At 73.7% G+C, this 20,372-nt stretch carries 20 protein-coding genes; 8 read left to right on the forward strand and 12 right to left on the reverse strand.

From position 1 onward, the window contains the following. Positions 1 to 120: 120 nt before the first annotated feature. Complete coding sequence (locus ACF07N_RS22155; RefSeq protein ID WP_392115526.1) at positions 121 to 2,775, forward strand: cellulose binding domain-containing protein; 2,655 nt, start codon at positions 121 to 123, stop codon at positions 2,773 to 2,775. Between the two features lie 56 nt (positions 2,776 to 2,831). Here the strand turns inward: ACF07N_RS22155 and ACF07N_RS22160 are convergent, their stop codons facing one another. Continuing rightward, positions 2,832 to 3,791, reverse strand: coding sequence for a helix-turn-helix transcriptional regulator (locus tag ACF07N_RS22160; protein ID WP_392115528.1), 960 nt, complete (start codon positions 3,789 to 3,791; stop codon positions 2,832 to 2,834). 39 nt (positions 3,792 to 3,830) lie between these two features. Here ACF07N_RS22160 and ACF07N_RS22165 point away from each other — a divergent pair, with 39 nt between their 5' ends. Together ACF07N_RS22165 and ACF07N_RS22170 are read left to right on the forward strand one after the other, a co-directional pair. After that, on the forward strand, positions 3,831 to 4,310 hold the full coding sequence (locus ACF07N_RS22165; RefSeq protein ID WP_392115531.1) for a hypothetical protein: 480 nt from the start codon (positions 3,831 to 3,833) through the stop codon (positions 4,308 to 4,310). Further along, entirely contained in the window at positions 4,307 to 4,465 is a 159-nt protein-coding gene (locus tag ACF07N_RS22170; protein WP_392115534.1) for a hypothetical protein, read from the forward strand. The genes ACF07N_RS22165 and ACF07N_RS22170 overlap by 4 nt, the downstream gene beginning before the upstream one ends. A 10-nt stretch (positions 4,466 to 4,475) precedes the next feature. On the opposite strand, the gene ACF07N_RS22175 is transcribed toward ACF07N_RS22170, so the two are convergent. Then, positions 4,476 to 5,219, reverse strand: a complete 744-nt coding sequence (locus tag ACF07N_RS22175) for a class I SAM-dependent methyltransferase (protein WP_392115537.1) — start codon at positions 5,217 to 5,219, stop codon at positions 4,476 to 4,478. A 4-nt stretch (positions 5,220 to 5,223) separates the two neighbouring features. Beyond that, positions 5,224 to 5,529: a 4a-hydroxytetrahydrobiopterin dehydratase gene (locus tag ACF07N_RS22180; protein WP_383321733.1), complete on the reverse strand. Its 306-nt coding sequence runs from the start codon at positions 5,527 to 5,529 to the stop codon at positions 5,224 to 5,226. A gap of 129 nt (positions 5,530 to 5,658) precedes the next feature. Here ACF07N_RS22180 and ACF07N_RS22185 point away from each other — a divergent pair, with 129 nt between their 5' ends. Then, on the forward strand, positions 5,659 to 6,465 hold the full coding sequence (locus ACF07N_RS22185; protein ID WP_392115540.1) for a helix-turn-helix domain-containing protein: 807 nt from the start codon (positions 5,659 to 5,661) through the stop codon (positions 6,463 to 6,465). Here the strand turns inward: ACF07N_RS22185 and ACF07N_RS22190 are convergent. Then, the gene (locus ACF07N_RS22190) at positions 6,447 to 6,872 is read right to left on the reverse strand and encodes a hypothetical protein (protein WP_392115543.1); all 426 of its coding nucleotides are present in this window, start codon (positions 6,870 to 6,872) and stop codon (positions 6,447 to 6,449) included. The genes ACF07N_RS22185 and ACF07N_RS22190 overlap by 19 nt on opposite strands. Before the next feature lie 234 nt (positions 6,873 to 7,106). Here ACF07N_RS22190 and ACF07N_RS22195 point away from each other — a divergent pair, with 234 nt between their 5' ends. Beyond that, positions 7,107 to 7,970 carry a helix-turn-helix domain-containing protein gene (locus tag ACF07N_RS22195; protein ID WP_383321742.1) on the forward strand — a complete coding sequence of 288 codons (864 nt, stop codon included), beginning with the start codon at positions 7,107 to 7,109 and terminating at the stop codon, positions 7,968 to 7,970. A gap of 81 nt (positions 7,971 to 8,051) precedes the next feature. Further along, positions 8,052 to 8,519 carry a nitrate reductase molybdenum cofactor assembly chaperone gene (locus tag ACF07N_RS22200; protein ID WP_392115546.1) on the forward strand — a complete coding sequence of 156 codons (468 nt, stop codon included), beginning with the start codon at positions 8,052 to 8,054 and terminating at the stop codon, positions 8,517 to 8,519. 16 nt (positions 8,520 to 8,535) lie between these two features. Here the strand turns inward: ACF07N_RS22200 and dnaK are convergent, their stop codons facing one another. From dnaK to ACF07N_RS22240, 8 genes are all read right to left on the reverse strand, one after another. Next, positions 8,536 to 10,422 (reverse strand): molecular chaperone DnaK, encoded by a 1,887-nt coding sequence (gene dnaK / locus ACF07N_RS22205; RefSeq protein ID WP_392115549.1) that lies wholly within the window; start codon positions 10,420 to 10,422, stop codon positions 8,536 to 8,538. 64 nt (positions 10,423 to 10,486) lie between these two features. After that, positions 10,487 to 11,227, reverse strand: coding sequence for a glycerophosphodiester phosphodiesterase family protein (locus ACF07N_RS22210; RefSeq protein ID WP_392115552.1), 741 nt, complete (start codon positions 11,225 to 11,227; stop codon positions 10,487 to 10,489). After that, on the reverse strand, positions 11,224 to 12,609 hold the full coding sequence (locus ACF07N_RS22215) for a hypothetical protein (protein ID WP_392115555.1): 1,386 nt from the start codon (positions 12,607 to 12,609) through the stop codon (positions 11,224 to 11,226). Before ACF07N_RS22215 ends, ACF07N_RS22210 begins: the two co-directional genes overlap by 4 nt. A 202-nt stretch (positions 12,610 to 12,811) precedes the next feature. Next, positions 12,812 to 13,240, reverse strand: coding sequence for an OsmC family peroxiredoxin (locus ACF07N_RS22220; RefSeq protein WP_309094191.1), 429 nt, complete (start codon positions 13,238 to 13,240; stop codon positions 12,812 to 12,814). A 72-nt stretch (positions 13,241 to 13,312) separates the two neighbouring features. Further along, on the reverse strand, positions 13,313 to 15,043 hold the full coding sequence (locus ACF07N_RS22225; protein ID WP_392115870.1) for a hypothetical protein: 1,731 nt from the start codon (positions 15,041 to 15,043) through the stop codon (positions 13,313 to 13,315). Between the two features lie 68 nt (positions 15,044 to 15,111). Next, on the reverse strand, positions 15,112 to 16,173 hold the full coding sequence (locus ACF07N_RS22230; protein ID WP_392115558.1) for an ATP-binding protein: 1,062 nt from the start codon (positions 16,171 to 16,173) through the stop codon (positions 15,112 to 15,114). Between the two features lie 97 nt (positions 16,174 to 16,270). After that, positions 16,271 to 18,346: a phage holin family protein gene (locus ACF07N_RS22235; protein ID WP_392115873.1), complete on the reverse strand. Its 2,076-nt coding sequence runs from the start codon at positions 18,344 to 18,346 to the stop codon at positions 16,271 to 16,273. Between the two features lie 109 nt (positions 18,347 to 18,455). Then, on the reverse strand, positions 18,456 to 18,857 hold the full coding sequence (locus ACF07N_RS22240; RefSeq protein ID WP_392115561.1) for a hypothetical protein: 402 nt from the start codon (positions 18,855 to 18,857) through the stop codon (positions 18,456 to 18,458). 83 nt (positions 18,858 to 18,940) lie between these two features. On the opposite strand from ACF07N_RS22240, the gene ACF07N_RS22245 reads away from it, so the two are divergent. Together ACF07N_RS22245 and ACF07N_RS22250 are read left to right on the forward strand one after the other, a co-directional pair. Then, positions 18,941 to 19,714, forward strand: coding sequence for an MBL fold metallo-hydrolase (locus ACF07N_RS22245; protein WP_392115564.1), 774 nt, complete (start codon positions 18,941 to 18,943; stop codon positions 19,712 to 19,714). A 29-nt stretch (positions 19,715 to 19,743) separates the two neighbouring features. After that, positions 19,744 to 20,364 carry a DedA family protein gene (locus ACF07N_RS22250; protein WP_383322359.1) on the forward strand — a complete coding sequence of 207 codons (621 nt, stop codon included), beginning with the start codon at positions 19,744 to 19,746 and terminating at the stop codon, positions 20,362 to 20,364. Positions 20,365 to 20,372 lie beyond the last annotated feature (8 nt).

Here is a 20,372-nt window from a genome sequence, read left to right on the forward strand (position 1 = left end):
GCCCGAAGCGCCGCGTACGTGGCCCCGCACCTGACGCGGGGCCACCCCGGCCGGGCGGCTCCACCCGCACTGGAGCCGCCCGGCTCTCGCACGTTCCCCCTCACCGGAAGGAACCCCGCCGTGCGAAGAACCCGTGTCCTGACGGCCGTGCTCGCGCTGGCCGCCGGGCTGCTGTCGGGCGCCCCCACCGCGCTGGCCGCCGACCCGCCGGCGCCGAGGCTCGCCGCCGACACCTACACCTGGAAGAACGCCCGGATCGACGGGGGCGGATTCGTCCCCGGCATCGTCTTCAACCGCTCCGAGAAGAACCTGGCCTACGCCCGCACCGACATCGGCGGCGCCTACCGCTGGCAGGAGTCGTCGAAGACCTGGACGCCGCTGCTGGACTCGGTCGGCTGGGACGACTGGGGGCACACGGGCGTGATCAGCATCGCCTCCGACTCCGTGGACCCGGACCGGGTGTACGCGGCGGTCGGGACGTACACCAACAGCTGGGATCCGAAGAACGGCGCGATCATGCGCTCCTCGAACCGCGGGGCGAGCTGGCAGAAGACGGACCTGCCGTTCAAGCTCGGCGGCAACATGCCGGGACGGGGCATGGGCGAGCGGCTGGCCGTCGACCCGCACCGCAACAGCGTGCTGTACCTGGGCGCGCCCAGCGGCAAGGGGCTGTGGCGGTCGACGGACTCGGGGGCGACCTGGTCGCAGGTGGCGAACTTCCCCAACGCCGGGAACTACGCGCAGGATCCGGGCGACACCTCCGGCTACGCGTCAGACAACCAGGGCATCGTCTGGGTCACCTTCGACGAGTCCACGGGCACCGCAGGGAGCGCCACGAGGACGATCTACGTCGGGGTCGCCGACAAGGACAACGCGGTGTACCGCTCGACCGACGCGGGCGCGACCTGGCAGCGGCTCGCGGGCCAGCCGACCGGGTACCTGGCCCACAAGGGCGTGCTGGACGCGAAGAACGGACATCTGTACCTCGCCTACAGCGACAAGGGCGGCCCGTACGACGGCGGCAAGGGCCGGTTGTGGCGCTATGCGACCGGGACGGGCACCTGGACGGACATCAGCCCGGTGGCGGAGGCCGACACCTTCTACGGCTTCAGCGGGCTGACCGTCGACCGGCAGAAGCCGGGCACGGTGATGGCGACCGCCTACAGCGCCTGGTGGCCGGACACGCAGATCTTCCGCTCCACGGACAGCGGCGCGAGCTGGACCAAGGCGTGGGACTACACCTCGTACCCGAACCGCGAGAACCGCTACACCATGGACGTCTCGTCCTCGCCGTGGCTGACCTGGGGAGCGAACCCGCAGCCGCCCGAGCAGACGCCGAAGCTCGGCTGGATGACCGAGGCCATGGAGATCGACCCGTTCGACTCCAACCGCATGATGTACGGCACGGGTGCGACGATCTACGGCACGGAGAACCTCGGGAACTGGGACAGCGGCGGGAAGTTCACCGTCAAGCCGATGGTGCGCGGCCTGGAGGAGACGGCGGTCAACGACCTCGCCTCTCCCCCGTCCGGGGCCCCGCTGCTGAGCGCGCTCGGTGACGTCGGCGGCTTCCGCCACACGGACCTGACGAAGGTCCCCCCGATGATGTTCACCCAGCCGAACTTCACCACGACCACCAGCCTGGACTTCGCCGAGGCGAAGCCGGACACCGTGGTCCGCGTGGGCAACCTGGACTCCGGACCGCACATCGCGTTCTCGACGGACAACGGGGCCAACTGGTTCGGGGGGACCGACCCGTCGGGCGTGAGCGGCGGCGGCACGGTCGCCGCGGCGGCGGACGGCAGCCGGTTCGTGTGGAGTCCCGAGGGCGCCGGCGTGCACGTCGCGACCGGCTTCGGCACGTCGTGGCAGGCGTCGAGCGGCATCCCCGCCGGTGCGATCGTCGAGTCGGACCGGGTCGACGCGAAAACCTTCTACGGCTTCAAGTCGGGCAAGTTCTACATCAGTACGGACGGCGGGGCGACGTTCGCCGCGTCCCCGGCCACCGGGCTGCCCAGCGGTGACAGCGTCCGCTTCAAGGCGCTGCCGGGCGGGAAGGGTGACGTGTGGCTCGCGGGCGGTGCGCCGGACGGCGCCTATGGCCTGTGGCACTCCACCGACGGCGGGCGGAGCTTCACCAAGCTGCCCGGTGTCGAGCAGGCCGACACCGTCGGCTTCGGCAAGGCCGCGCCCGGCGCCTCCTACCAGACGCTCTTCACCAGCGCGAAGATCGGCGGCGTGCGCGGCATCTTCCGCTCCACGGACAAGGGCGTGAGCTGGACCCGCGTGAACGACGACGCCCACCAGTGGGGCTGGACGGGCGCGGCGATCACCGGCGACCCGCGCGTCTACGGCCGCGTGTACGTCTCCACGAACGGCCGGGGCGTCGTCTACGGCGACACCTCCGACGGCGGCACGACCGACCCGGGTCCCGGTCCGGACCCGGTGCCCACCGGCGCGTGCGCGGTGACGTACAAGGTGACGAGCGAGTGGTCGGGCGGATTCCAGGGCGAGGTGCGGCTGACCAACACGGGCCAGGACCCGTGGACCGGCTGGTCGCTCACCTGGTCCTTCGCGGACGGCCAGAAGCTGACCCAGGCGTGGAACGCGGAGGCGGCGCAGTCGGGTGCGGAGGTCACGGCGAGGAACGCCGGCTGGAACGGGACGGTCGCGAAGGGCTCGTCGGTGAGTTTCGGCTTCACGGCGAGCCGGTCGGGCACGAACACGAAACCGACGGCGTTCCGGCTGGGTGACCGGAGCTGCGCGGTGACCTGACGGACGGCCTGCGAAGGGCGCGTGCCCGTCCGGCACGCGCCCTCTCCCCCGGCGGTTCACCGTTCGTCGAGCGGCCTGCCCGCGGCGCCGTACCGGTCCGCCAGTTCCGCCGCCGTCCGGGCGATCCTCGCCCGCAGTTCCGGTGGCTCCAGCACCTCGACTCCCGTGCCCAGGCGGAGGAACTCGGCGAGGGCGTGGTCGACGGACTCGATGGTGACGGTGACGCGGCGCCGGCCGTCCGCCTCCGGGGCGCTCTCGTTCTCCGTGGCGCCGGGGAGGGTGACGCCCGGGGCCACACGCACCACGGCCCGCTCCGACCGCAGCCCGCGGTGGAAGTCGCGCTGGTACGCGGCCCAGTACCCGGCCAGGTCGAAGTCGTCCGGGCGGGTGAATTCCTCGTCCGTGGCGGACAGGCGCAGGATCTGGTCGACGCGGTAGGTACGCGGGCCCGGGCCCGCGACGACGTACCAGCGACCCGCCTTGAGGACCAGACCGTACGGTTCCAGGCGGCGTTCCACGTCGGTCGGCTCACGCCAGCGGCGGTACAGGACGTGCACCGCCCGCCCCTGCCACACGGCGTCGGCCACGGCCGGGAGGTGCGGCGTCTCGTCGGCGCCGGCGTACCAGCCGGGCGCGTCGAGGTGGAAGCGGCCGCTGATCCGGTCCGCGTGGGCGCGCAGCTGAGGGGGCAGGGCGGCGCGGACCTTGAGCTGGGCGGCGGCCAGCACGGAGCCGAGTCCGAGCTGCGCGGCGGCGCCGGGGGCACCGGCGAGGAAGAGCGCTTCGGCCTCGCCCGCGGTGAGACCGGTGAGCCGGGTGCGGTAGCCGTCGAGGAGGCGGTAGCCGCCGGCGTGGCCGGCGTCCCCGTACAGCGGGACACCGGCCGCGCTCAGCGCCTCGACGTCCCGGTAGACCGTGCGGACCGACACCTCCAGCTCCTCGGCGAGCTGGGCGGCGGTCATCCGGCCGCGGGTCTGGAGCAGCAGGAGGAGGGAGACGAGCCGGCTGGACTTCACTGACACATGATGTCAGTGGAGCGGCCGTAGCGTCCGGGCATGCCTTTCAGCGAGAAGCTGCTGACCGTGCCCCCGCCCGTGCGGATCGCCGGGCGGCACGTCAAGCGCTACCACGTCACCGCGGACCCCGCGGGCATCGAACCCGAGGTGGAGCAGGCGGCCTACGCCATCCTGCCCGAGCTGCTGCCGGAGCCGGACGGCACACCGCCGGCGACCTTCGTCGTGCTGCACCGGGGCGGCGACGACGGCGCCTATCTGAACGCCTACAGCTGGGTGTGGGACAACGTCCTGCACTTCGGGGGCGCGGCGGCGGGCCAGCCGGTGCTGGGCTGCCCGGACCGCGACCCGGCGCACTTCATCACTCCGGGCCGGCCCTGGATCGGCTGTGTCTGGGAGCTGCCGCCGATCCAGCACGAGCGGGACGCCTGGGTGCGGCATCTGCTCACCCCGGACGTGCCCGACCTGCAGGCCTACCTGACCGACTCGCTGCCCGGGGGAACCACGGGGGACCGCGCATGAGCGGCCCGCACGACTTCGCCTTCCTCCACGGCGACGGCACCCATGCCGGCCGGGACATGCGGGTGCGGTTCGTCCGGTCGGGCGTCCGCGCGACGACGGCCCGCCGGGAGCAGGCGTTCTCCCGGGACGGCGGAACGACCTGGCCGACCGACTGAGTCATGGACTTCACCCGGCCTTCCGGAACGCCCGCAGGCTGAACACCGGGTCGGGACGCGGCCGGTCCTGGCCGGGCAGGCGTGCCAGCCGCCCGGCGTACTCCTCCGCGAGGGGATCGCCGGGCGGCAGCGTGACGAACCAGCCCCGCCGCAGATCGGCGATGGTGCGGCGCGGGCTGCGGCCCTGTCCGTGACCGGTGAACCGGGCCTGCCCGGCCGGGACCAGGCCGTGGGCGGCGGCGTGGGCCTCGACGTCGGCCGCCGCGTCCCGGACCGGGCTGGGCGGCCGGGAGGACAGGACGACATCGATGTCACTGCCCACGTTGTGGGAGGCGGCCTTGTCGACCGTGGTGACGAACACCCCGCCGGGCCGCAGCACCCGGGCGCACTCGCCGATGATGGTCCGCACCTCGGCGGGCCCGGCGGCCAGGTGCAGCAGCCACACGGTGCAGACGGCGTCGAACCCCCCGTCCCGGAAGGGCAGTCTGCGGCTGTCGGCGCGGACGACGGCGCCGGGCAGCCGGGCGGCGGCCCGGCGGGCCATCGCGGGGGTGAGGTCGACGCCGGTCACGCGCAGGCCGGCGCGCGCGGCCGCGAGCCGGCGGGTGACGATGCCGGTGCCGCAGGCGACGTCCAGCAGGCTGCGCGCCCCCTCGGGCACGAGACCGAGGACCGCCTCGGCGGCTGCGGCCGCCCGGGGCTCGCCGCCCCGGGAGGCGTCGTAGCGTTCCGCTTCCTTGTCGTAGTCGAGCACGCGGTCAGTGTGCCGCGTGCCCGGGGGCCAGGTCCTCCACCTTGCGGGCGAGCTCGAAGTCCTTCTCGGTGACGGCGCCGCCCGCGCTGTGCGTGTGCACGGACAGGGAGACGGTGTGGTAGCCGAGCGTGAGGTCGGAGTGGTGGTCCAGTTCCTCCTGGACCTGGGCGATGTGCACGACCATCGCCGTCGCGGAGAAGTGCGAGCCGAGCCGGTAGGAACGGGTCAGGCGGTCGCCGTCGAGCGACCAGCCGGGCAGCTCGGCCAGCCGGTCCTCGATCTCCTTCTGCGACAGCGGTTCGACGGGCATGGGCTGTGCTCCTTCCCTCGCTGCGGGGTGTCGTCCTCGCCTCTCAGCCTGCCACAGCGGCACGCCCGCGACCCTGGTCAGAGGGGTGTGCCCTGTCCGGTGCGGCCGGTTCTCGGCTACGGTCCCGGCATGACCACTCACCCGTCCACCACGCAGCAGGGCGTCGGTCCCCTGCTGCGGGCCTGGCGGGAGCAGCGGCGGGTCAGCCAGCTGGAGCTGGCCCTGCGCGCGGACTCCTCGGCCCGCCACATCAGCTTCGTCGAGACGGGCCGCTCCCGGCCCAGCGAGGAGATGGTGCTGCGGCTGGCCGAGCACCTGGACGTCCCCGTCCGGGAACGCAACGCGCTGCTGATGGCGGCCGGTTACGCCCCGCGCTATCCGGAGACCCCGCTGGACGACCCGGCGCTGGGCGCGCTGCGCGAGGGCATCGAACGGCTGATCGGCGGTTACGAGCCGTACCCGGCGCTGGTCGTGAACGCGCTGTACGACGTCGTGGCGGCCAACCGGGGGGTCATGGCGCTGGTCGACGGCGTCTCCGGCGCCCTGCTGCAGCCGCCGCTGAACGCGATGCGGCTGGCGCTGCACCCGGAGGGTCTCGCACCCCGGATCCGCAATCTGCGCGCCTGGCGCGGGCACCTGCTGGAGCAGATGGAGCGGCAGATCGCGCTGCACCGCTCCGAGCCGCTGCGGGCGCTGTACGAGGAGGTGGCGGCGTACCCGGTGCCGGACGAGGATCCGGCCGACGAGCCGGCCGAGCCGGTGCCGTACTTCGCGCTGCCGCTGCGGATCGAGCACGAGGGGCGGACGCTGTCGTTCATCTCCTCGATCTCCACCTTCAACACGCCGATGGACGTGACCGTCGCCGAGCTGGCCGTCGAGACGCTGCTCCCGGCCGACCCGGCGACGGCCAAGTACCTTCAGGAGTCGATTTCCTGACGGGCTTTCAGTGCCAGGTGCTGCAGCGCGGCGAAGCCGGCCACGGTCAGCGCCTGGAGCACCGTCCACACCGCGCCCGCCGTGGTCGGCGAGAGCCACAGCGCCAGGGCGACCAGGCTCAGCGCGCTCCAGGCGAGGTTGGCCTCGACGACCGCCCGCACGCCCAGCGCGGGCGGACGGCGCCGGGCGGCCAGCAGGCCCACGCCGGTCGCGTACCCGGCGAGGAAGGCGCCCAGCGCGAGCAGCAGCGTCGCGTCGGCCCCGAGGAACCGCCCCAGCGGGCCGGACAGGGCGAGGTAGGCGAGCGCGTTGGCGCCGGTCACGACGGCGTCCAGGGCCAGGAAGCGGCGCAGCACCGACTGCGGCCGGGAGGTCCGGGCGAGCACGGCGAGCTGGATAGTGGACATGGGCATCATCCTCCGTCGGGTGGGGCGGGGCGCGGCCGGGTCCCGGGCCGGAGTGCGCCGGCCCGGGACCCGGTGCGTTCACGATCCCGCGCCGGCGGCACCCGGTCGATTACCCGCGGGGTAATGCCTCCGCGTCCCCCTCTCCCCCCGCGGCCTCGTCGTCGCCGGGTCTGTGATCGGGGTGGCCGGGCGTGCCACACTGATCACGGACCGGGCACGTTGGGGAGGCGTGGCGTGAGTGAACGGCGGGCCGCACCCACCGTGGGCCAGGTGGTGCTGGGCAAGCGGCTGCAGGAACTGCGTGAGGCGGCGGGCCTCAGCCGCGACGAGGCGGCCCGGGTGCTGCGCGTCGCCCCGGCGACCGTCCGGCGGATGGAGACCGCCGACGTCGCGCTGAAGATCCCGTACGTGCAGATCCTGCTGACCGCGTACGGGGTGGCCGAGGACGAGGTCGCGGCGTTCGTCGACCTCGCCGAGGAGGCGAACCGGCCGGGCTGGTGGCAGCGGTTCCACGACGTGCTGCCGGAGTGGTTCAGCCTGTACGTGAGCCTGGAGGGCGCCGCGCGGATCATCCGGTCGTACGAGCCGCACTTCGTGCCGGGCCTGCTGCAGACCGAGGGGTACGCGCGCGCCGTGCTGGAGTCCGGCACCATCGCCAACGCCGGTCCCGGCGCGGTCGAGCGGCACGTGTCGCTGCGCATGGAGCGCCAGCGGCTGCTGGAGCGCCCGGATCCGCCGCACCTGTGGGTGATCATGGACGAGACGGTGCTGCGGCGCCCGGTGAGCGTGGACGGCCGGGTCATGCGCGACCAGCTGGACAAGCTGCTGGAGTACGCCGCGCGGGACCGCGTGACACTCCAGGTCGCCGAGTTCAAGGACGGCCCGCACCCGGGGACGTACGCGCCGTTCTCACTGTTCCGCTTCGCCGAGCCGGAACTGCCCGACATGGTGTTCACCGAGTACCTGACCGGGGCGCTGTACCTCGACTCGCGCAAGGAGGTCTCGGCGCATCTGGAGGTGCTGGACCACATGACGGCCCGGGCCGCGTCCGCCCAGCGCACGCAGGAACTGCTGCGCGCGTACCGGGACGGCTTCTGACCCGTACGGACCCCGCCGGCGGGTGTGCCCTCCCGCGCGCCCCTAGCGTCGGCATCGCGGGGCGCACGCGAAGGAGGTCCGATGCCCGGATTCGAGGTGCTGTACCAGGCGGCCGCGCTGTGCCTGATGTTCCCCGACGACGACTTCCGCACCCGGCTGCCCCTGCTGCGCGAAGCCGCCCCGCAGCTGCGGGAGTTCGCCGACCACGCGGCGCTCACCCCGCCGCGCCGGCTGGCGGCGCACTACGTCGAGGTCTTCGAGGCGGAGCCGGAGCACAGCCTGTACCTCAGCTCGTGGCGCGAGGCGGCACCGACGCCTTCCGAGGAGCTGTACCGCGCGCACGGCCTGGAGACGACCGGGGAGGAACCACCGGACTTCCTCCCCGCGGTCCTCGAGTGCGCGGCGCGCACCGGCGACACCGGACTCCTGGCGGACCACCGCGACGGCCTGGACCTCCTGCGCACCCGCCTGACCGACTTCGGCACGCCGTACGCGACGGTCCTGGAGGCGGTGTGCGCGACACTGCCGCCCTGCGTCCCGGATCGCTGACCCAGCCGGGCCGCGGCTAGGCGGCGCCGCCCTTCCCGTCGCGCTGGTTGCTGTCGTCGTCCACGATCTCCGCGTCGACCACCCCCTCCTCGTCCTGCGGTGCGGTGCGGGCGGTGTCGTCCGCGGGGGGCCGTTCGGCGCCGGCGCCGGACTGGGCCTGGGCGTACATGGCCTGGCCCATCTTCTGGCTGACCGAGGCGAGTTTCTCCACACCGGCGCGCAGGGTGGGGGTGTCGGCCTGCTGGTCGAGACCGGACTTGAGGCCGGCGACGGCCGTCTCGACCTCGGACCTGGTGTCGGCCGGGATCCTGTCCGCGTTGTCGCGGAGGAACTTCTCGGTCTGGTAGACGAGTTGCTCGGCCTGGTTGCGGGTCTCGGCGGCCTCGCGGCGTTTGCGGTCCTCCTCGGCGTACTGCTCGGCCTCACGCATCATGCGGTCGATGTCGTCCTTGGCCAGGGCCGAGCCGCCGGTGACGGTCATCTTCTGCTCGCGGCCGGTCGCCATGTCCTTGGCGGAGACGTGCATGATGCCGTTGGCGTCGATGTCGAAGGCGACCTCGATCTGCGGGACGCCGCGCGGGGCCGGGGGCAGGCCGGTGAGGTCGAAGACGCCGAGCTTCTTGTTGTAGGCGGCGATCTCGCGTTCGCCCTGGTAGACCTGGATGCCGACCGAGGGCTGGTTGTCGGCGGCCGTGGTGAAGATCTCCGAACGCCGGGTGGGGATCGTGGTGTTGCGCTCGATGAGCTTGGTCATGATGCCGCCCTTGGTCTCGATGCCCAGGGACAGCGGCGTGACGTCAAGCAGCAGCACGTCCTTGACGTCGCCGCGCAGGACGCCCGCCTGGAGGGCGGCACCGAGGGCCACGACCTCGTCGGGGTTGACGCCCTTGTGCGGGTCCTTGCCGGTCAGTTCTTTGACGAGGTCCGTCACGGCGGGCATCCGCGTGGAGCCGCCGACCAGGATCACGTGGTCGATCGCCGGGAGCTTCACCCCGGCGTCCTCGACCGCCTGGTGGAAGGGCCCCTTGCAGCGGTCGAGGAGGTCCGCGGTGAGCTCCTGGAACTGGGCCCGGGTGAGTTTCTCGTCGAGGTGCAGCGGGCCCTCGGCGGAGGCCGTGATGTAGGGCAGGTTGATCGTCGTCTCGGTGGAGCTGGACAGCTCGATCTTGGCCTTCTCGGCACCCTCGCGCAGCCGTTGCACGGCCATCTTGTCCTGGGCGAGGTCGACGCCGTACTGCCCCTTGAAGCGCTTGATCAGGTACTCGACGATCCGCTGGTCCCAGTCGTCGCCGCCGAGGTGCGTGTCGCCGTTGGTGGCCTTCACCTCGATGACGCCCTCGCCCATCTCCAGCAGCGACACGTCGAAGGTGCCGCCGCCGAGGTCGAAGACGAGGACCGTCTGGTCGTTCTCCTTGTCCAGGCCGTAGGCGAGGGCCGCGGCCGTCGGCTCGTTGATGATCCGCAGGACCTTCAGGCCCGCGATCTCACCGGCCTCCTTGGTCGCCTGCCGCTGGGAGTCGTCGAAGTACGCGGGAACGGTGATCACCGCGTCCGTGACGTCCTCGCCGAGGTAGGACTCGGCGTCCCGCTTCAGTTTCTGCAGCACCCGCGCGGACAGCTCCTGCGCGCGGTAGCGCGTGCCGTCGATGTCGCCCTGCTCGGGGAAGCGCCAGTGCGCGTCGCCCATGTACCGCTTCACCGAGCGGGCGGTGCGCTCCACGTTCGTCACGGCCTGCCGCTTGGCGACCTCGCCGACCAGCACCTCGCCGTTCTTGGCGAACGCCACGACCGAGGGCGTGGTCCTGGCCCCCTCCGCGTTGGCGATGACGGTGGGCTCACCGCCCTCCAGCACGGCGACCACCGAGTTCGTGGTTCCGAGGTCGATCCCGACCGCACGTCCCATCGCTGTCCCCTTCCGCCAGGGCGCTCCGCCACACTCTCCAGCACAAAACTTGAGTGCGTCGTTGTCAATGCCGCGTGGGGGTCATCGCACCGCGCAGGGCGACGGCACGCCGGGGCCGGTCGGTGACGAGCACGTCGACGCGCGGGTGGGCGAGGAACGCCCGCATGAGGGTGTCGTCATTGACCGTCCAGACCATGGTGAACAGGCCGCGCCGACTCGCCTCGCGCAGTACGTTCGCCCTGGCCAGACGCTCGTGCACGGCGACGCCGTGGGCCCCGCAGGCCCGGATCCGGCGGGCCGGGAACAGTTCGCTCAGGCGGGTCCCGGGCAGCCGGGCCAGGGCCAGCTCCCTGCGGTCCCGGCCCAGGGACAGCGCGGTGCGCACCCCGGGGTGGGACCGGGTGACGGCGGCGACGGAACGGTCCTCCAGGGTCGTCACGACGAGTCCGTCCGCACCGAGCAGGGCGACGGCCCGGTCGAGCACCTCCCGCTCGTAGCCCGCCTCCTTCAGGTCCAGGTGCGCCACCAGCTTCCCGGCGATCAGGGCCATGACCTCGTCCACCACGGGCACGTCGTAGCCGGCCCGCTCGCTCAGCGCGGCGTGGGTGAGCGCGGACAGCGGCGGCCCGGCCGGGCCGACCCGGGGGTCGTGGTAGACGACGAGGACTCCGTCGGCCGTGCGGCGGATGTCGAACTCGGCGTACTCCGCGCCGGACTCCAGCGCGTCCTCGTACGCCTCCCGAGTCGCGGGGGCCGCGCGCTCGGAGCCGCCGCGGTGCGCGGAGACGGCGGGGTGCGGTGTCATGGGCGGGGACTCCCGGAGGGCGGGCGCGGGGGCGGGACGGGGGCGAGGTCGTCGTCGGGGGCGGGCAGCAGCGGGCCGGAACCGGCGCGGACCCGTCTGAGCAGGATCCAGCCGATCAGGACCAGGGCGGCGAAGGGCAGCCAGGCCAGCGCGTAGGCCGTGCCGTAGGCGCGCAGGTCCAGGATGGAGCGGTGCTCGTCCACGTTCGAGCCGTTCACGCCGAAGAAGGCCAGCAGGAGGGTCGGCGGCAGGGCGATCAGTGTGGCGGCGGCGACCAGGCCGGAGACCGTGCGGTCGCGGCGCTCGTCGCGCTCGGCGAGTTCGGCGTCCAGGGCGGCGGAGCGGGCGCCGATCACGGAGGTGAGGCGCTCGACCATGCGGGCCGAGTTCTCCAGGCTGTCGCGGATGCCGAGGGCGCCACCCAGGGAGGACTGGAAGGCCTCGGTGATCATCTCGGGGACGAGCAGGCTGTCGACGTAGGCCTCGACGCCGAAGGCGAGGTCCAGCTGGAGTTCGTTGACGCCCGCGGAGAGGCGGGAGATCAGGGAACGGATCTCGGTGGGCGAGTCGGCCGGGGTCCGCTCGTTGGCCTTCATCATGGCGAAGGCCGCGAGGCGGGTGCGCTGCAGGGCGGACTGCGCGGAGACCATGCCGATGGCGACGAGGGCCAGGCCGTTCTCGACGTGCGGGGCCCAGCCGGCCTGGACGGAGACGCCCCGGCCGAGGGCGGAGAGGGTGAGGCCGTGGTGGCGCGGGTGCGGGGCGAGGCCGGTGCCGTGGGGTGCGGTGGGGTTCCACGGCATCCTGCCGCGGTAGACGAGTTCGTTGAGCAGGACCGCTGTGCGGGCCTCGTCGGCGCCGAGCAGGTCCCGCTGTAACCGGCCGCCGGGGAAGACGAGTTGGTGCACGTTCTGGCCGAGGGCGGGCGGGTGGCCGCCGAGCGGCGCGGAGAGGGCGTGCAGGAGCGGGCGGTCGTCGAGTTCGAGGCGCTCACGGTCGAAGCAGGTGGTGGCCAGCCAGGCGGCGAGGTCGCCGGCCGGGGTCTCGCCGGTGAAGGCGCAGTCCAGCACCAGGGTGGCGTCGCCGCGCGGGGTGGTGACGACGAGGATCCGCAGGGACGCCAGGCCCAGCCCGTGGTCGCCGTGCGGCAGCCGCAGCCGCCGGGGTGCGACCCGCTCGTCGAGGAGCGGGACGGGCAGCACGTCCTGGCTGGTCATCAGGTGAGGGGCGAAGCGGCCGTAGTCGTAGCGGTCGACGAGGGCGCCGAGCCCGGTGTCCCGGGGCCGCAGCCGGCCGGACAGGCCGTACAGCAGCAGGACGCGGGTCCGGTCCCGGGCGGCGGAGTCGAGCGCGGTCGCGCTGGTGGTCGGTCCCGGCAGCATCGCGTTCCCTCCGGCCCGTCGGTGGCGAGGCGACTGGTTCTTACCCCGGCTCCGCGGAGGGAACCGGCGGCGCGCGGACCCCCGCGCCCACGGCGGGCGGCGGCACACCGGGGTCGCGTAAGGCGCCCGGGGGGCGGACCCGCCGGCCGCCACGCGGGCCCCGTCCCTGCCGGGCGAGCCCGCGTGACGCCGGTGTGCGGGATCAGGCCAGCTTGGCCGTCAGGGTGATGGGCGTGGCCTTCAGGGCCTGGCTGACCGGGCAGCCGACCTTGGCCTCCTCCGCCGCGGCGAGGAACGCCTCCTCGTCCATGCCGGGGACGGTGCCCTCGACGGTGAGGTGGATGCCGGTGATGCCCTCGCCCGGCTGGAAGGTGACGTCCGCGGAGGTCACCAGCTTGGTCGGCGGGGTACCGGCCTTGTCGAGGATGTTGGAGAAGGCCATCGAGAAGCAGCTGGAGTGGGCCGCGGCGATCAGCTCCTCCGGGCTGGTCTTCCCGCCCGGCTCCTCGGTACGGGCCGCCCAGGAGACCGGCTGCTCGGTGAGGATGCCCGAGGAGTCGAAGGTGACGACACCGTTGCCCTTGAAGAGGTTGCCTTCCCACACGGTGTGGGCGGAGCGCGTGGCTGCCATGACGCATCCTTTCGATGAGTATCCGGAACCCGGTCGTTCGGGGTTCCTCACCCCATCCGATCACACTCCGGCTCAACTCACGCGGAAGACCGGTCCTCTGGCGCTGAACGGCAGCCGCGCTCCGGCCGGGATCAGGTAGGCGTGCTCGCGCCGCACCCGCAGGGTGTCGCACCAGCCGTCGGTGATGATCAGCACGGGCGCGCCGGGCGGGAAGTCGCCGGCGCGGTGCAGCAGGTCGACGCCGGGCTGCAGGACGGTGCCGCCGCGGCCGTGCACGCGCACCCGCCCGGCGATCTCCGTCACGGGCAGATAGCCCGCGTCGTGCGGGGCGGTGTCGCAGAACACGACCCGGGCGGCCGGTACGTCACGCGCCTCGGCGTAGGAGGCGATCGCGCCCAGTGCCTTGCCGAGCAGCACGCGGTCCATCGAGCCGGAGGTGTCCAGGACCACGCCGAAGGTGCAGCGGGCGACCTCCTCGGGCGGGAAGTACCGCCCGGCGCGCGGGATGTCGGGCGTGGACGCCTGGCGCCGGGAGGGGCGGGCGTAGGAGCGGACGGGTTCGGGGCGGGGCACGAACTCGTCGAACCAGCGGGCCAGGCGGGCGTCCCAGGGCAGCGGCGGGTGGCTCAGCGCCCGGATCTCCTCGACCAGCCCGCCGGGCAGGAAGCCGCGTTCCTGCCGCTGGTGCAGGTCCAGGCCCTGGGCGAGGCCGCGGCGGTAGAACGCGTCGAGGTCGACGTAGTCGCGGGGCGAGCCGAGCGGGCCGCCGAGGATGTCGCCCACGCCCTTGCCGCGCAGGGTGGCCAGACGGCGCCTGCGGCGCAGGTCGCCCGCGATGCGGTCGTAGACCTCCTCGGCGGAGAGCCCGGCGAGCTGCGGGTCGTACAGCAGTCCTTCGGGCATGGTGCCGACCTCCATCTCGGTCAGCCAGCCGTTGATGACGTAGTCGCAGGCGACGTTGAAGAGGTAGGGGTCGCGGGTGCCGCAGCGGTCGCCGTGGCGCAGGGCGGCGTGCAGCATCTCGTGGGCGAGGACGAACCGCCACTCCTCGTCCTCGAAACCGCGCAGCGGGTTGATGTAGATCTCGCCGGCCCCGGCGTCGACCGCGGCGACGGCGATGCCGTGTGCGCGGGCGAGTTCGGCGTCGGCGACCAGCTTGATGCCGGAGGCGATGCCGCCGAGCAGCGGGTAGGAGGAGATGAACCAGCTCAGCGCCCGCTGCCAGGGACGCCGCGCGGGGACCTCGCCGTCCAGGCTGTCGCGGCGGCCGCCGGCCATGTCCATCGCGGCGGACACGGTCCGGGTCAGAGCGGTGGCGAAGGCCAGTTGCCAGTCGGGCGGCCGCGACCAGCCCGACCACCGCACCAGCACCTGGTCGGGCTCGTCACCGGCCGTGCCGCAGCGCTCGTAGACCGGGGGCAGTCCGTCGCGCCGCCAGCGGGCGGCGAGCTGCTCCTCGTCGCCGTCCGGGTAGGCGGCGGGCAGGTGCTCCGGGGTCTCGCCGACGGGGGAGCCGAGCAGGAAGCGGTTGACGACGACGCAGCGGGCGGCGAGGTCGAAGCGGTCGGGCTGGACGCGCTCGCCCTTGACGGCGGGGACGTGCCCGAAGCCGAGGTGGAGGACGGCGTGGGCGAGCGCCCAGGCCCAGGCGGCGGGCTCGGCGAGCCGGTCGGGGTGGACGTGCAGATCGCCGTCGGAGTCGACGGCGACGAGCCCGCCGCGGGGCGCGAAGCCGCACTCCTCCTGTCGGCAGACGTCGAACTCCACGGCCGCGAGGGCCGGGTTGGCCCGCATCAGCCGCATGCCCTCGGCGAAGGCCTCGGCCGCGAGGTCCCGCTTCTTCCTGCGCTGGTCCTTGCCGGCGCCGCGGCTCACCGGCGTGCCTCCACCAGCCGGGGCATGTCCCGCGCCGCCTCGACGAGGAACCAGGAGGGCAGCACGGGGTTGCCGTCGGCGTCGGAGGCGATGACGGTCTGGGCGACCTCGACGGAGATCTCGGCGAGCTGCACCAGCAGCGACTTGGCGCGGTAGGCGGTCTGCCGGCCGTTCGCCGACATGTGCTCCTTGCTGACCGGCAGTTCCTTGACCAGGCGGCCGCGGAAGGAGTCGGCGAGGTAGTAGAGCAGGTCGCGGTCCTCCGGGCGGTTGGGCCAGCGGGCGTCGCCCTTGATGATGGCCTCGATGCCGTACCGGCTGCGCACGATCTTGACGTAGCCGCAGAAGGCCTGCGCGTGGGCGGGGGTGAGCGTGCCGTGCGCGAGGACCCGCAGCGTCTCCTCGTCGAGGTCGCGGCCGAAGGAGTGCAGGGCGTCGGAGAGCATGTGCCAGGAGCGGGGCGTGGAGAACGGCTCCTCGGTCTTCGGCGGCTTGGACCACAGGTGGTCGGGCCGGTCGGTGAGGTGGTCCACGATCCACGGGTGGATGCCGTTCTCCCCGGCCCAGGTCAGCCAGTCCTCGGTGGAGGCCTCCAGGTGCACGTGGGTGAGCCGGTTGACCAGCGCGGAGGCGATGGGCCGGGCGAGGGCGTTGTCGGTGGCGCGGTTGCCTGCGCCGATCACGATGGAGCCCTTGGGCAGCTCGTAGGTGCCGATCCGGCGGTCCAGGATCAGTGAGTAGAACGCCTTCTGCACGTCCGGCGTGGCCGCGTTGAGCTCGTCCAGGAACAGGCAGTACGGCTCGTCCCGGGCGATCGCCTCGGGCGGGCAGAACACCGAGCGGCCGTCACGGATCTGCGGGACGCCCATGAGGTCCTCGGGGGCGAGCTGGGTGCCCAGCAGGCTGACGCACTCCAGGCCGAGCGACTCGGCGAAGTTCCGCACGAGGGAGGATTTGCCGATGCCGGGGGCGCCCCAGATGAAGACCGGCCGGACCGTGGCGAGTCCGAGCAGCAGGTCGGGGATGCGGGCGGGCGTGACGGTGACGGCTGCCTGCAAAGCAGCGGCTCCTTGGGGGTGTTCGAGGAGGACGCGCGGGTGTGCGGCGTCCGGCACGAACAGTGTGGGCGCGCGGCGCGTCCGGCGCAGCCGAATTTCAGGCGGCGCGCTCCCGCTCACCGGTCTCCAGCGGCACCTGCGGTCCGTTCGACTCGCGCAGCCAGCGCCGCAGCACGCGGTGCACCCGCTCGGCGCCGACGAGGTCCGCCCCGTCCCCGACGGGCGCGGACAGCGCGAGCGGCGACAGCAGGAACGGCTTGCCCTGGGCGCCGCCGAGTCCGCCGTGGGAGCCGATCTGCTCCTCGAAGGCGAGGACTTCGCCGTCGGCCGGGTCGTGGAAGGAGTTGACCATGATGTCGGCGGCGTGCGGGAAGGAGTGCGTACGGCGTACCGCGTCGGCGGCGCCCGGGCCGAACGCGGCGAGCGGGCCCGGGTTGTCGTCGAGGTCGGCCAGGGGGATCTCTGCGCCGTAGGCGCCGAGGACGACCCCGCCGTGCTCCTCGCTGCGCACCAGCAGGAAGCCGATGCCGGGGTGGTTGGCGAGGGTCGGCAGCAGCGCGGGGTGGCGGGCGTCGATCTCCTCCTTGCTCATCCGATGGGGGACGTCCGGGAAGGAGACCAGGCCGAGGTTGCCGGAGGCCAGCACGATCGGTTCCTCGCGCCGCCCGGGCCGGTGCCGCTCGCCGCCCTCCTCGACGGGGATGCGCAGCGCGGCACGGACGGCCGCGCGGGCCTCGGCCCCGCTGCGGGTGCGTTCGGCGCGGCGCGGCACGGGCAGGCCGCAGCCGGCCCGCACCAGGTCGCCGAGGGTGAGGCCATAGCGGGAGCGGAACGTCTCGCCGGGGCTCTGGCCGTGGTCGGACAGCACGACGATCCGGTAGGGGCGCGGGGCGTGCTCGGCGACGTTCTCGATCAGGGCGAGGCAGCGGTCGAGGCGCTGGAGGACCTTGCGCGCGTCGCGGCTCGCCGGTCCCGAGTGGTGGGCGACCTCGTCGTAGGCCACCAGGTCGGCGTAGACGGCGGTGCGTCCGGCGAGCATGTCGCCGGTGACGGCGGCGACGACGACGTCCCGCTCGACGACGGTCGCGAAGGCGCGGACGAGCGGGTAGAGGCCGCCGCGGGAGACGCGCGGGCGCTCCTTGCGGAGGCGGGCGCGGGTGGACTGGCCGATCTCCCGGCCGACCTCGGCGACGAAGGACAGGGCCGTGCGCACGGCGTTGGCGGGGTCGGAGAAGTAGGCGAAGTAGCCGTCCCGGGAGCGGTTCTCGCGGCTGCGGCGGCGGGTGGCGATGGAGAGCACGAGGGCCTGCTGGTCGGCGCCGCCGCCGAAGAGGTTGCCGCGGCTGGCGCCGTCGACGGTGAGCAGGCCGCCGTGCCCGGCGTCGCGCACGGCGCGGCGCTGCAGCTCGGCGGCGCTGGTGGGGCGGTTGCAGACGACGACCTCGCGGGTGTCCTTCTCGTACCAGCGGAACGCGGGGACGTCGTGGTTGCTGCCGTGCAGGATGCCGAGCTGGCTGGCGCCGGTCTGGCTGGACCAGTCGGTGCGCCAGGGGGTGAGCCGGTGGCTGGGGCGGCCGCCGGGGCCCGGGTCGAGCCAGCGCGCGACGGTGGGCATCAGCCCCTGGCCGACCGCGTCGAGCAGCGTGTCGTGGCCGACGCCGTCCAGTTGCAGGAAGACGGTGCCGGGGCTCGGCGGGCAGGGGGGTCCGGAGCGGCGGCGGCGGTCGGAGAGGCGGTACAGCCGGCGGCGGTAGGCGTCGTCGTCGCGGACGGCCAGGGCGGCGCCGGTCGCGGACGCCACGGCCGACATCACCGCGGCGACCACGACGGCGGTCTCGGGAGCGGCGGCACCGCGCTCGGCGGGGTTGAGGTTCAGGGCGAGCAGCAGCAGCGCCCCGTTGAGGAAGAACACGAGCAGGCCGAGGACGAGCGCCGGGACGAGGAGCAGCAGCCGCACGAGCAGCGGCCAGACCACGGCCGACAGCAGGCCGAAGGCGCCGGCGCCGAACGCGGCCGTGACGGCGATGTCGGTCGCGCTGTCGCCGTCCGCCGAGCGGAGCCGGAAGTCGGGCAGGATTCCGGCGAGCACCAGCATCGTGACCGTGGAGACCGCCCACACGGCGACGCTCCGCCCGATCTGACTGGCGGCCCGCCGCCACCACACGCCCCGCACGCCCAGCCACCTCACGTCCCGGCCCGCCGCGTCCACGGGCCCTCCCCACACAGTGTCACAACGCCCGGGCGGGCTCCCCCGTCCCCGGCTCATTCCCCCGGCGGGCAGGTCAGCGGCCGTCGTAGCCGGCCGTCGGCATCGACAGCCGGCGGTGCACGCACGCCTTCATCGCCGCGTCGTACGCCGGTTCCGCGTGCCCCACCGTCTCGATGCGGACCCCGCGCCGCGCGCACTCCTCGGTGAACTCCTCGACGGAGGCGAGCGCGCTCTCCAGGACCCGCCGGCTGGGCGCCACGAACAGGTCGCGGCCGGGCCGTACGCCGTCCCACAGGGCGTCGTGGTCGGGCCGCAGTCCGCGCACGAGCAACTCGCGGCTGACCGCCCAGCCCCGCTCGGCGGCCCAGCGGGCGCACATCGCGTGCTGGCTGCGGGAGTCGACCAGGAACGGGTCCTGGTCCAGCTCCTCCAGCGGCGTCAGACTCGCGATCGCCGTGACCCGCACCGGCCCCATGGCGTCCCCCCTCACCTCCGGTTTCGCCGCCGACCCTACTCCTGCACGTAGGCTTCGGGGAGTCGCGCGAAGGAGGCAAAGAAGTGCCGGTGGAGATCACCTGGTGGGGTCACGCCACTTGCACCGTGGAGGATTCGAACGTGCGCGTGCTCACCGACCCCCTGTTCGCGCGCCGGCTCGCGCACCTGCGCCGCCGGCGCGGGGCCGTTCCGCCTCCGGGCGCCCACCGCGCGGACGTGGCGCTGGTCTCGCACCTGCACGCCGACCATCTGCACGTGCCGTCGCTGCTGCGGCTCGCGCCGGGCACGCGCCTGCTCGTGCCCCGGGGTGCGCGCCGGGCGGTGCCCGCGCTGCGCCGGCTCACGCACCTGCACGTCAGCGAGGTGGCGCCCGGCGACGAGACGCCGGTCGGAGACCTCGTCGTCCGGGCCGTGCCGGCGCGGCACGACGGGCGGCGGCTGCCGGTCGGACCGCACCGCTCCCCCGCCCTCGGCTACGTCATATCCGGCGAGGCCCGGACGTACTTCGCCGGGGACACCGGGCTGTTCGACGAGATGGCCAAGGAGGTCGGGCCGGTCGACGCGGCGCTGCTGCCGGTGGGCGGCTGGGGGCCGTATCTGGGCGAGGGGCACCTGGACGCGGGCCGGGCGGCCCAGGCACTGGGGCTGCTCGGGGCAAGCAGCGCGGTACCGGTGCACTACGGCACGTTCTGGCCGATCGGGATGGACGCCGTGCGCCCCCACGAGTTCCACGCGCCGGGGCACGAGTTCGTGCGGCTGGCGGCCCGTTACGCTCCCGGGGCGGCGGTGCACCGGCTCGGGCACGGCGAGAGTGTGCGGCTGGAGGCGGCGCGGTGACGTGGTCCGCGCCCGTGGCACTGGCCGGGCTGCCCCTGCTCGCGGCGCCGGGTGTCACGCCGGCGTCGGTGGTGCCGGAGTCGACGCAGCAGGCGGTCGGGTATCCGACGCTGTTCGTGCTGGTGCTCCTCGGGGCGCTGGTGCCGGTGATCCCGACGGGGGCGCTGGTGAGTTCGGCCGCGGTGGTGGCGGTCCACCAGACGGCGCCGTTCTCACTGGCGATGGTGTTCGTGACGGCGTCGCTGGCGGCGTTCCTCGGGGACGCGACGCTGTACTGGCTGGGGCGGCGGGGGCTGAAGTCGAAGAACGGGTCGCGGTGGCTGGAGGCGCTGCGGGCCCGGGCGCCGGAGGACCGGCTGGCGCAGGCGCAGGAGAAGCTGGCCGGGCACGGGGTCGCCGTGCTGGTGCTGTCGCGGCTGGTGCCGGCCGGGCGGATCCCGGTGATGCTGGCGTGTCTGCTGGCGAAGTGGCCGCTGCGGCGGTTCTCCCGGGGGAACTTCCCGGCCTGCCTGGCCTGGGCCGTGACGTATCAGCTCATCGGCATCCTGGGCGGGTCGCTGTTCGACGAGCCGTGGGAGGGCGTGGTGGCGGCGATCGGGCTGACCCTGCTGATCAGTGTGGTGCCGAGCGTGGTGCGGCGGGTGCGGTAGGGCCTCGC

Origin of the sequence: Streptomyces sp. NPDC015242 (assembly GCF_043079125.1) — a bacterium.
In the GTDB taxonomy this organism is placed as follows: domain Bacteria; phylum Actinomycetota; class Actinomycetes; order Streptomycetales; family Streptomycetaceae; genus Streptomyces.